8 protein-coding genes are annotated in these 11407 nt (G+C 68.2%); all 8 read right to left on the reverse strand.

Features of this window, described 5'->3' with window-relative positions; all coding sequences use genetic code 11:
• Position 1 precedes the first annotated feature (1 nt).
• On the reverse strand, positions 2-163 hold the full coding sequence (locus ACVBEQ_RS01405) for a lasso RiPP family leader peptide-containing protein (protein WP_447151618.1): 162 nt from the start codon (positions 161-163) through the stop codon (positions 2-4).
• Entirely contained in the window at positions 156-1358 is a 1203-nt protein-coding gene (locus ACVBEQ_RS01410; protein ID WP_447151619.1) for an asparagine synthase-related protein, read from the reverse strand. The genes ACVBEQ_RS01405 and ACVBEQ_RS01410 overlap by 8 nt, the downstream gene beginning before the upstream one ends.
• Positions 1355-6346, reverse strand: a complete 4992-nt coding sequence (locus ACVBEQ_RS01415; protein ID WP_447151620.1) for a beta strand repeat-containing protein — start codon at positions 6344-6346, stop codon at positions 1355-1357. Before ACVBEQ_RS01415 ends, ACVBEQ_RS01410 begins: the two co-directional genes overlap by 4 nt.
• 387 nt (positions 6347-6733) lie before the next feature.
• Positions 6734-8041 carry a nucleotidyltransferase family protein gene (locus ACVBEQ_RS01420; protein WP_447151621.1) on the reverse strand — a complete coding sequence of 436 codons (1308 nt, stop codon included), beginning with the start codon at positions 8039-8041 and terminating at the stop codon, positions 6734-6736.
• Positions 8042-8097: 56 nt separating this feature from the next.
• Positions 8098-8952 carry a hypothetical protein gene (locus ACVBEQ_RS01425; protein ID WP_447151622.1) on the reverse strand — a complete coding sequence of 285 codons (855 nt, stop codon included), beginning with the start codon at positions 8950-8952 and terminating at the stop codon, positions 8098-8100.
• Complete coding sequence (locus ACVBEQ_RS01430; protein ID WP_447151623.1) at positions 8949-9251, reverse strand: PqqD family protein; 303 nt, start codon at positions 9249-9251, stop codon at positions 8949-8951. Before ACVBEQ_RS01430 ends, ACVBEQ_RS01425 begins: the two co-directional genes overlap by 4 nt.
• On the reverse strand, positions 9244-10347 hold the full coding sequence (locus ACVBEQ_RS01435) for a glycosyltransferase (protein ID WP_447151624.1): 1104 nt from the start codon (positions 10345-10347) through the stop codon (positions 9244-9246). Before ACVBEQ_RS01435 ends, ACVBEQ_RS01430 begins: the two co-directional genes overlap by 8 nt.
• A gap of 547 nt (positions 10348-10894) precedes the next feature.
• Positions 10895-11212 (reverse strand): WhiB family transcriptional regulator, encoded by a 318-nt coding sequence (locus ACVBEQ_RS01440; protein WP_447151625.1) that lies wholly within the window; start codon positions 11210-11212, stop codon positions 10895-10897.
• Positions 11213-11407 lie beyond the last annotated feature (195 nt).

Raw genomic sequence — 11407 nt, forward strand, 5'->3', positions numbered from 1 at the left:
ATCAGATCGACCCGGGCCCATCGGAATTCCAGCCGAGGAATCCGTCGTCGGTCCCGCCGACATTCAGCCCCAATGTCAGCTCGGCCAGCGTTCCCAGCCTGGTGAAGGTTGGAGCGTCGTACTCGAGCGCGCCCGTCACCGGTACTTCGGTCGTGTCATCCACATTTGTCATGGTCACCCCCCATCGATGCCCTTGGTCCTTCGTCGCTCGACCGCGCCGTCACCGCATGCAGCCACATCGATTGCAGCAGAAGCGCACTGCCGGTGGGGAACGGGCTCACCGACCAGGCGGCCGCCAGTGCACCGGGGTCGACGAGGTCCGGGAACAGGGGTGCCGGCCGGTCACGCACGAAGTCCTGTGTGTACCGGCGCGCGAACACCTCACCGAACCAGGCCTTGGACCGATGACGCCACGCCGCCTCGGGCAACCGCCCGTCGGCCGCAAGGCGCAGCAACTGCTCCCTCGACAGGGCCTCCGCACCCACAGTCGCCCGGATCAGCGATCGATGAAACCCGCTGTCCAGCAACGGATTGATCACCGACACGGCATGATCGCGGCCGACCGCTGACAGGTTTTGCACGGCCATGCACAGGTTCCGGCGTCGCATCTGCCAGTCGATCCTTGCTGCGGCTCCGGACGGCTCGCTTCGGGCGTCGGCCAGCCTGCGACGCAACACCTCCCGGGAGGCACCCGGCCGTAGCCACGGTGTCGCGCGCCGATGGTGTGCACGCCTCGCCTTGATCGCGACCGGCACCGCGCCCCGCACGCTCGACCGCACGCTCGACCGCACGCTCGACTGCTCAGGGGTCCACGCGGAGAGCACCTGGTCCCCGCCGATACCGGTCAGCAGTGAGCCACCGCGCGCGAGCTCCAGGATCGGCACGTGCAGGTGCAGGTTGGCCGGATACAGCGCGCCGTACCGGAGTAGTTGCGCGGCGGCAACCGGCCCGACCAGATCGAGATCGTCACCGGCCTGCAGGACAACTCGTTCCCCGATGCCGAGCTCGGCCAGCACCGCCGCCTGCCGTGCCGATTCATCCGCCGCCGGCGCCGTGCTGACGTGCCAACTCACCGGTACCGGATCACCGAGCCCATGCCGCCGCGCCGTGCGGGTGGCCACCGCCAGGACGAACGAGGAATCCATTCCACCGGAGAAGCTGACCAGGCACGGTGGTCGCAACAGGGCGGGAAGGACAGCTCGCTCGATCGCGGCCAGTGGCGAAATATTCTCCTCGCCAGCGGGAGCCGAGCCATCGGCGAGTGCCGGAACAGCGCCCAGCACAGAGCCGGTCGCGGTTTCCCACTCGGTCAGGCCGGTGTCGCCGCGAATGAGCGGGAGCGTGAACGCGGGCCTCATCCGAGGCCGGCGGTGTCGACGTCGTAGCCGAACCAGAAGGTCCCGCCCTTGTCAGCAGCGAAGGTGAATGCGACGCTCACCGATTCGTCCGGGCCCAGGCCACCCGGCGGCAACGGCACCGCAAGGGTCGAATTCAGCCCGCCACCGGACGCCGGTACGACGGGCGCGTTTACCCGGAGGTTCTGCACCGTCACCGGCACACCAGCGACCGAGACGACGGTGGTCTCCGTGGCCGGGTTGACGGCGCGGAGTTCGGCGTACGGGCCGCTGAGTGGAGCTCCCGCCAGGATTCCATTGGCCTGGCTGAGGGTGTGCAGCCGCACCTTCATCGTGGTGACGGTGTCGGCGGTGGTGTTCGTCAGCACCCGGCGGACGGTGAGTGAGCCCGGGACACCGGGCTGCAGCTTGACCACTACACGGTTCGGCGCATTGCCTGCGGCGACCGCCGGAGACAGCAGCGCGGAGCGCACGACGAAGGTGTGCTGCCACGGGTCCGTCAGCCCGGTGGGCGACGCAGATCCCAGCATCGACTGCAGGCCACCCACCAGCGCGCCGGAAGAGGACACCAACGCGAAGTCGGCGGCGTTGTCCTGGGTGTTCTGCAGGTAGGACGTCGGCTGGGTCCTGACCCACGCGTATTGCGCGGTCGGGGTCCCGCCGAACGCCGGCAGCGGCGTACCGAGGTGGTAGCCGGACACGTTCGGCCCGACGGCGTCGGTCGCGGTCCGCGCGCTGTCAGGTGCCTTGACCGCCACGCCGCCGGCACCGAGGTCGACCGCCGCAGTGTGGTCGGAATGCGCGGTACCGCCCAGCGAGAAGTCGGGGCCGGTGAGGAGATAGGAGCGGCCGACGGGCAGAATCGGGCTGTCCTCCGGCAACGTCGTGGTCACGCCCGAGCTGCTGACAACCTGAAAACCCGCCAGGGCGACCGGATCCGGGCTCACATTGGCCAGTTCGACATACTCATCGCCCGGACCGGACGGGCCGGACAGCCGGAATTCGCCGACCAGCACCGAACCCGGGGTGGCCACCACCTCGACCACCACCGAGTCGCCGGCGCGCGCGCCGTTGGTGGCGTCACCGCCGTACCGGGCGACGATCTCGTGTGCCCCGAAGGCCGACGGCGCAAAGGTGACTGTTGCTTTCCCATCCGGTCCGACGGCGACAGACCCCACCACGGTTGATGTTCCGGACATCGGCCCGGATGTGATGGAGTCGGTGAAGGTGACCGTGCCGGTGATCCCGATGGGTCCGACGGTGGCCGTCAGCACGACCGCCCCGCCCGGTGTCACCGCACCGGGGGATGACACCAGCGCGACCGTGGACGCCGCCCGGATCAGGATGGTCACCGCCTGGGTCGCCGACCTGCCGAACGCATCGGTGACCCTGACGGTGACCGCCGACGTGCCACCCGTGGTCGGCGTGCCCGAGACCGCCCCTGTCGCCGGATCGAGCGACAGCCCGTCCGGAAGAACACCGGCCGAGAGGGTCCAGGCATAGGGACCGGTGCCGCCGTTCACGGTGAACTGCTGGACGTAGGCCCGGCCGACGTCACCAACTGCAGGGGGCGGCAGGGTGAGCGTCGGCGCGGGAGCAATGAGGATGGTGCCACCGGCTGTCACGCTCTGGCCGAAGCTGTCCGTCGTCCCCAGTGTGACGGCGAAATCTCCTGCAACACTGGGTGTTCCGGTGAGTTCGCCGGTGGCCGGGTTGAGCACCACACCGGCGGGCAGCGTCCCGCTCGACACGGTGAAGACGAATGGGCCGGTGCCACCGGTGCGGACGGGCTGCGCCGAGTAGACCGCGCCGACCTCACCCGCGGGTGGGGTGAAGGTCAGTGCCGGTACCGCCGCGATGGCGAGCGTGACCGCCTGGGATGCGCTCTGACCCCTGCTGTCCTGCACCCGGATGGTCACCGGGAAAGTGCCTGCGGTGGTGGGTGTCCCGGACAGCAGCCCGGTCGTCGCCCCGAGCGCGAGACCTGGCGGCAGCGATCCGGTGACGCTCCACGTGAACGGCCCTGTGCCACCCGTGACGACGAGTGGATTCGAGTAGATGACTCCGACCTGACCGCCCGCCGGCGCTGGGAAGGACAGTGATGGTGAGGCGGTGACCGTGATGCTCAGGCTCTGGGTGGCTTTCTGTCCCTGCGCATCGGTGACCTGGACGGTGAACACCGCGGTGCCCGCCGTGGTGGGCGTGCCGGAGATCAGGCCGGTGGCCGCCGCGATGGTGAGTCCTGCGGGTAGTGCTCCGGCGCTGACGACCCAGCCGAAAGGTCCTGTCCCGGTATCGGTCTGGACGACCAGCTGGTCGCTATAGGCGACACCCACCTGACCGGCCGGTGCCGCGGGATTGGCCAGCACGGGGGCGGGGGTGATCGCCAGCGTCAACGCCTGGGTGGTGAAGGTCCCCGCGGCGTCGGTGACCTTGACCGTGAAGGACGTGGTTCCGGCTGCGGTCGGTGTGCCGGTGATGGCACCCGCAGAACCCAGCGCCAGTCCGGTCGGCAACGCGCCGCCGGCGATCGACCAGACGAACGGTCCGGTGCCCCCGGTCACGGTGAACGCTGGATTCGAGTACGCGGCGCCCACCTCGCCGGTGACCGGTATCGGCAGGGCGATGGTCGGTAATGGGTTGATGGTCACGGCGGCGGTTGCCACCGAAGCGGGTCCGGTGCCCGCGGCGTTGGTCGCCTTGACGGTGAAGGTATAGGAACTGTTCGCCGTCAAGGCGGTAACGGTCTGGCTCAGGGCCGCCGACGCGAAGGTCTGCGGTGCCTGCGCGACGACGCCGAGGTACGGGGTGACGATGTAGCCGGTGATCGGACTGGAGCCGGTGTTGGTCGGGGCGGTCCAGCTCACGATGGCCTGCCCAGTGCTGGCGGCGACGGTCGGGGTCAGCGGCGCGGTCGGGATCGTGTACGGCACGACAGCGTTGGAGACGCCGGTCAGGCTGGAGCCGTTGGCATTCGCAGCCACCACCCGGAAGGTGTAGGTGCCTCCGGCGGTCAGCCCGGTGAAGGTCGCCGTACTGACGCCCGCGGCGGGGGTCCGGACGTCGGACTGTGCGACACCGTTCCGGTACGGGGTGACGGTGTACCCGGTGATGGGCGACCCGCCGTCAGTTCCGGACCAGGTCACCACCGCACTGGTGACGCCGGCCGTGGCGGTGACCACGGGTGTGACGGGCACCGTCATGTAGTTGTAGGTGGCCGAACCCGAGGCGCCCAGATTGATCACCTTGACCGTCACCGCGGCGACCGCGTGCGCCGGCATCGAGGAAATCACCAGGGTGCTTCCACTCACCGTGAAGCATCCAGGGGCCGCGACCGTTGCACAGGGCACGAGCGTCGTTCCGGTGCCTGCGGCGAGTTCGGCGTCGGTACCGATCTGGATCGACGTGGCCCCGGTGAGACCCGTGCCCGAGATGGTCACCGTGTTGCCGCCAGCGACCAGGCCGGATGCGGGGCTCAGGGCTGTCACCGCCGGTGCCGAGGGGTTGACGTTGGTGGGGCTGGCGGCCGAGTAGGCGGCCTGGCCGCCGTCGGAGGAGGCGGTGACGACGGCGCTCTGCACCGTTGTCTGGCTGACGTTGCTACCCGTGACGACGGCCGAGATCGTCACGGCGGGGAGAGAACTGCCCGCGACGAACGGTCCATTGGAATTCGAGCAGGTGACGCTCTGGCCGACCGGCGACCCGCACACCGCATTGGTACCGGAACCCGCCAGCGGGGTCACCCCGCTGGGAACCGTTTCGGTGACCGAGATGGTGCCGGACTCGGCGACGCCCGTGGCGACACCGGGTGTGACGACGTAGCTGACCGGGCTGCCGATCGGCAGGGCGGTCGTCGGAGTCGCGGCTGCCGGCGTGTAGTTGGCCTGGCTGACAGTCATTTCGGGGACGACACCCAGAGCCTTCACGACCACGTTCCTGACCTCGTGGTTGTCCGTCACCGATCCGGTGGATGCGACCCAACCGAAGGCGAGTTGTTTCGGAAAGCCGTTGCTGTCCAACCACGACGGGGCGCCGACCATGCTGCTGAGCATGGTCGGCAGCAGGCCGGTCAACGTACGCTGCGAGCCGCCGATCGGGGTGAACACCACCAGGTAGGACTGCGCCGGAACGGAGATCCCCCCACCGCTGGTCACAGCGACAGTGCGGGGATTGACCACCACCTCGACCGGAACCGCGGAGGCTGCTCTCGTCGCGCCGTGCATCGGTACGACGGTCTGCACGGCAGTTGACGCCGTCGCGCCGGTTCCATTCAGCCCGCAGTATCCGACGACACCATTGCCGGGCCCACGCACCAGGACCTGCCCCGGCACCTTCCCGTTCAGTTTCACAAAGGTCGAATCGGTCGCACATCCGGTGCCCTGGCTGGTCGAACTGCTGAAGTTCCCGAACACATCGAACCCGATACCGAGGTAGGCGTTGGCCAGTCCCCTGACGTTGCCGTAGGCGGCCGCGTACCCCAGCGAGCCGCCCGTCGGTCCGATGGTGGGCGGTGCGGTGGGATTGGCAGGATTGACCGCGGAGAGCGTCAGGACCATCCCATCGGCACCCGCCGTTGATCCGTACTGATTCATCGTGAAGGTGATGTCGATTGCCTGCGACGTCGGCACGCTGGTCGCTGCAAAGACCCCGCCCGCCTGATTGGCGGTTGTCGGGGTAAGTGCAAGTGCGCCTGAACCCGATGTGTCGGCGGGATATCCCGATGCCGCCGGGCAACTCTTCAGTACTCCGGTGGTTGTGTTGCCGGTCGCCGTCAGGCAGGCCGAATTGCTTCCCACACTCGCCGGAGCGGGAAGAACGACGGGATCGGCGCTGAGCGGTGTGTTGTCGAGAAATGGCTGACTGAACAGCAAGGTGGAGGTGATCGGAACGGCCAGGGCGTCGTCAGCGACCACTGGCGCAAGGCTCATCACCAGCAGCGTCGCCACCGCCAGAGTCGCGGTTCTCTTGCTGCTGCTCACAATGACCGACATGTATTCCTCAGGGGTTCTCACTGCAGACCGGTGCGATTGCGCGCGTCGCCACCAACGCGGGGGTGCCGTCGCCCTCGGCAGTGGGGGTGGCGACACGGTTCCGGCTTCGATGCCTCTTTACGCACACTAACAACCAGATTTATCAGTGGCACCGGTTAAGGCAATGTCGTGATCACAGCACATGACATTGGCCCGTTCGAGTAACTCCATGGTGGAATCGGCGGCGTTTTGGGGGGGTTTGTGGTGGCGGATTTCGTGCTCGCATCTCACTCTCCGCTCGACCGACCGACCCGGCGACCACCATCGGGATATGATTCATCCGTCAGGATTCAGCTCGTTTGCCTCGATGGCGGGCTTTGCAATGATCGATGGCCGTTAGCTCTGCCGTTACGCCGGGTAGCGAACGATCTCGTGCAGCGCGAGGTCCGGCTGTGGATCGCCGTCCAGCCATGCATGCGCACGAAACCCGTATCCGGGTGCGGTGACAGCGATGATCACGTCCCGGCTGCGGCCCGCAGCAGCGTCGAACCGCTGAAGGACGACAGCGCTTTCCAGACACGTCGCCGCGGCCCACCGCAGTACGGCTGCGATCACCGCACGGTCCCGCGGACGGACACCCGGTGGGCTCGTCAACCCGACGTCGCGAACCCCGCCGCTGCGCAGTTGGCGGCGAGCCGTGCGGTGCATCCGGAGCGCCCAGCACGCGGACAGGACGGTGGTGCGATCAGCACGCACGCCCGCGGCGAGGACAGCTCGGACCGACCGCCGCGTCCGGCGTACACCGGAACGGGTCGACCGCCGGGCCTCGAGGACATCGGCAATGGCCCGGGGTCCCCCAACGACCGCACGCCGGACGCGCCGACGGTACGCCGACACCAACGCAACGGGACCGCGCCGTGCTTCGACGTCCCACAGCCGGACAAAGGCGGGAGACGGGAACAGTTTTCGGATGCCGTACCGAACAGTCCCTCGAACACCTCGTTCGGCGAGCGCCTTCGCCAGGTTGACGCTTACCCGGTCGAACTGCCGGCCGCCGAGCCATTGATCGGCGGCGACCTGCCCGGTCACCTCCAGTTCGTCCGCCAACCGCAGTCCGTCGGGGAGCAGCCCCAGCCCGGCTCTGAAAGCCGGCTCGGCGTCGCCGCGCCGGGCGATCGCCGCGGCCTCCCGCCACGCCGCGCGGTCGAAGACCTCGGTGGCCCGTGCAATGTCCCGCAACGGTTTCCGGTCCCGTCCAGGGCTCGCGGCGTGCAACGCGAGGATCACCGCGGTGCCGGACACGCTCGGTATCGGTACTGGTCGACTGCTCACGTCGAGCACTTCCCGTCGCGACCACAGGGCTTCGAAGAATTCATCCGGGTCGGCCACGCCGGCGAACCCGCGGTGCAGGTCCAGGTGCAGACTGGGGTCGATCGGCCCCTGCCAGACAGTCTCGTGCCACGGGAACTCGCCCGGGCGGACCCCTTCCAGCATCGACCGATACCCGTTGCGCCGGAGCAAATCCTCAGCTTCACCGAACCGATCGGCCGGAACCAGCAGGTCGACGTCGGTGTAGCTGCGCTGGTCCGGCCGCTCGGGGTAGAGCCGGTGGGCGGTCGCGGGACCCTTCAACAGCAGGCATGGAACCGAGCCGGCGGCCAGCAGATCGCTGGTGGCAGCGGCGAAGGCGTCCAGCGCGAGACACCGTGCGGCCATCAGCCATCCGCCGGCGTGCCCTCCGGTCTCTTCGGGGGAGGCAGGATCGGCGGTTGTCATCCCACCGGCTGCGGGTCGTGGTCGCGCGCGGCGGACACGACGGCGTCCACCGATTCAGCGAGGGCCTGCCAATCCCGGGGCCGGGTGAGATCCCAGGCCGGGAACGCTGCCAGCTCGAGCAATCGGTCGGCAGAGGACGGAAGCCCGGGAAGGCGGCGGACCATGGCGAGCCGGCCGAGCAGCGCCGACATCCGGACCGGGGTCAACGATGTCCCGTCGCCCCAATGAAGGAAGAACCAGCCGCCCAGCGGCCACCGAGCGGCCGTCGGCGGTAGTTCCATCCGCACCCGGGTGCCGAGCCTGGACGGGGTCAGCGCCAGCGACCCTCCGCCGAGCGCAGCCGACGGTATCGGATGACGAAGGTCGACGGCGCGCGGACCGGCGTACACGGTGGTTCCGTCGATGACTGCGATGTCGTCGGTCAGCACGGGTACCCCGGCTGCGGCCAGCGCTGCCATCAAGGTGCTCTTGCCTGCTGTACTCCCGCCGACCACGATCCAGGCGCGACCGTTGGCCGCGAAGGCACCGCCGTGAAACGCCTCTCGTCCCGCCCACCGGCTGAACCCGGTGGCGGCCGCACCGAGATACGGATGAGCCAGTTGGTCATCGGTCAGCGGTGCACCGAAGTAGGTCGCGGTGCCGGCCGACCGATCCAGACACAGGGTCCGTCCGTCGAGCAGTCGTCGGACGCTGCGGCCTGATGTTTGGATTTGCGCCGGGGGTGATGCGGTGGACTGGCACACCGTGACGGGGATGAGGTCGTCATCGGCGCCGGTGAGCGACGACACCGGTGGTAATCCAGAGACACCCAGAACCTTGAGGCCGTAGGCCGTGCCGCTCAGCCGCGTCACGCCGGTGCCGCGTTCTCGAACAATCCCGCTGCATCGACGGTGGCGAGGAATTCGGCAACATCAGCACGGGCGCTCGCTTCACTCGTCGGTGAGGCCGCGAGCACCGTCGCGACCAGGTCGGCTTTGGTGCAGCCTCTTATCAGCAGCGGCCACAGCGTGCCGGCCGTTCGATTGAGGCCGAAATACACCGACTGGTCCAGGTCGAGAACGACACCTTCGTCGCCGACTCCGCGCCAGGCGGCGCGGCCCGCCGCGATCCGGTAGATCCTCGGATCACCAGCCTGTCGATCATCAAGCACGGCAGCCCCCGGTGTCGGACGATCGGAGCAGCAGGTGAACCGACAGGTCAACCACCGCGGCCACCAGTGACACGGCTCCCGAGCGGAAGCGCGCGATCCGCTCACGGCGGTCGCTCCGGACCTTCACCGGGTCGATTCCGCGCAGTGCGGCGAACCGGCCGACCACATATCCGGCGACCGCCGTGACATCGCCCAACAATCGGACTCCTATCGTCAGACCCATCCGCGTCCCGAGCGGATCCACGGCATCGGCCCGCGACTGCCACACACTGCCGAGTACTTTTTCCGACCTCATGACAATTGCCCCTGCCGCAACGGACCAGAGCGATCGGCGAATGCACGCACACGCCAGCAACGCGCCGGCGGCGGCCAACCCGCTCAGCCCAGGTGATCGAAGGAGCCCCGCCTGCCCCCACGCCTGAGCGTTCCTGAAACTCCCGGCAGCGAATTCGCCGATGCGCTGCCCGGGATTCCACGACACGATCGCGTCCGGAACGTCGACGATGTGAGCCCCGGCCCCGCGAAGGGCGGCGACAAATACCTCGTCCTGCCCGGCCTCCAGCCATTCCGGATAACCGCCGACCTCGTCCCATGCGGACTTGACGAATGCGAGATTGACACTGGAGGCGGGGGGCCGTCGGGGGTCTTGCAATTCGGGCATCCGTACCGAAGCAATCACCCGCTCCATCACATTCGATCCGGTCGCCCGTACACGGCCGGACGCCACCGCGGCTCCCGAGTACAGCGCAGCCCAGAGCCGTGAGATCCAGTACGGATCCGGCTGCGCGGCCGGCTCGGTGACGACAACCGACTCATGAGAAGCAGTTTCTATCGCAAGGTTCCGCGCCTCGGCCGCCGTTGTCCCTGACGCCTCGATCACCTTGAGGGATAGCAGGGGCGGCGGAGACCATTCGTTCAGCAGTTGCGGCGTGCCGTCGGTCGATCCTCGGTCGGCAACGAGAATTTCCGCCGGGGCGACCACCTGCCGCTCGATCCCGGACAGCAACGCAGGCAGAAGACAGGCATCATCCAGGACCGCGACAACCAACGTGACAGGCGCGACGTGAGCCTTCTCGCCGATGAAGGGGAGTCGCATGCCGAACACCTTTCTGCAGTGAACCGGGCGGTGCGCGGCAGCAGGTCGCCGCCGGTAAGTCGGCACGTCGGGACGGCACTCCGTTGCGAGAGTGAATCACCGGTCGATGCGCTGCATTCGACATCGCAATGCGTGACCAACGAGGAATGTCGCTGCATAGAAAGGATCAACTGAGCCGCGATAGTTGTCGCCCCGACATCATCGGCCACGGTGCGCTGCACGTTCGCACTCAGACCGCCAGAAAGGTCGATTCTTGGGCCATACGATGATGTGGAAATAGTCACAGAGTGTAACGAATCGCCAGTGCCCCAGCGCAGCGGAAGGCATGTCACATGACGCAGGAACGAACCGACGTCGCGGCATCGCCTGCACAGCGCCGAGTGGGTTGGCTGCAACGCCTGACTCGCCGGTCCGCCGCGGAGGGTGCTGCGACGCTGCCATTCGACCTGGACGCGATGAGCCGGCACACCGTGACGCTGGGCCGGCTCGCAGGTGACGGCCCACCGCGTCAGCGCCGAACCGGTAGCCACCATGGGTAGGGCCAGGGTCAGTTCCGGCGACCGGCCGGTAATGGTTCGGCAGCAGAAGCGCGCAGCCGTTCATCTTCGGTCAGGGCGCCCCAGATCCCGGCGGGCTCACCGACCCGAAGCGCATGCGAACGGCACGCCTCCAACACCGGGCAGGTCACGCACAACGCCTTCGCCCGAGCCTCGCGGCGGGTCCGCGCACCTTTTCGCTCGGCGTCCGGCGGGAAGAACAAGCCGCTGTCCGCGCCGCGGCACGCCGCCTGCTCCTGCCATGGGCGCAAATACTCTGCGCGCGGCTCCAGCCGATCCATGTCCTGCGTGGATTTCCCCCTGGCCATAACGGCTGCCTCCCCTATCTGTTGCGGCACCGTGAATGCGTGCCCAGACCCCCGCCTGGCACAATGTCGAGCGGGGGTGGCTCCCCTCTGAGCCACGCCCGCACCGACCCCACGCATCCTGCTGCCCTGCTGTTTGACCTGCCGGCCGAGCCTATAACTTGTAGTGATCGGCCGACTACGCCACGTTATCACGAT

Source organism: Nakamurella sp. GG22, from assembly GCF_052976845.2.

Coding starts and splice junctions, on each gene's coding strand:
- ACVBEQ_RS01410 (WP_447151619.1), bottom strand. CDS start 1,358: ATGAGGCCCGCGTTCACGCTCCCGCTCATTCGCGGCGACACCGGCCTG.
- ACVBEQ_RS01415 (WP_447151620.1), bottom strand. CDS start 6,346: ATGTCGGTCATTGTGAGCAGCAGCAAGAGAACCGCGACTCTGGCGGTG.
- ACVBEQ_RS01420 (WP_447151621.1), bottom strand. CDS start 8,041: ATGGCCGCACGGTGTCTCGCGCTGGACGCCTTCGCCGCTGCCACCAGC.
- ACVBEQ_RS01435 (WP_447151624.1), bottom strand. CDS start 10,347: ATGCGACTCCCCTTCATCGGCGAGAAGGCTCACGTCGCGCCTGTCACG.
- ACVBEQ_RS01440 (WP_447151625.1), bottom strand. CDS start 11,212: ATGGCCAGGGGGAAATCCACGCAGGACATGGATCGGCTGGAGCCGCGC.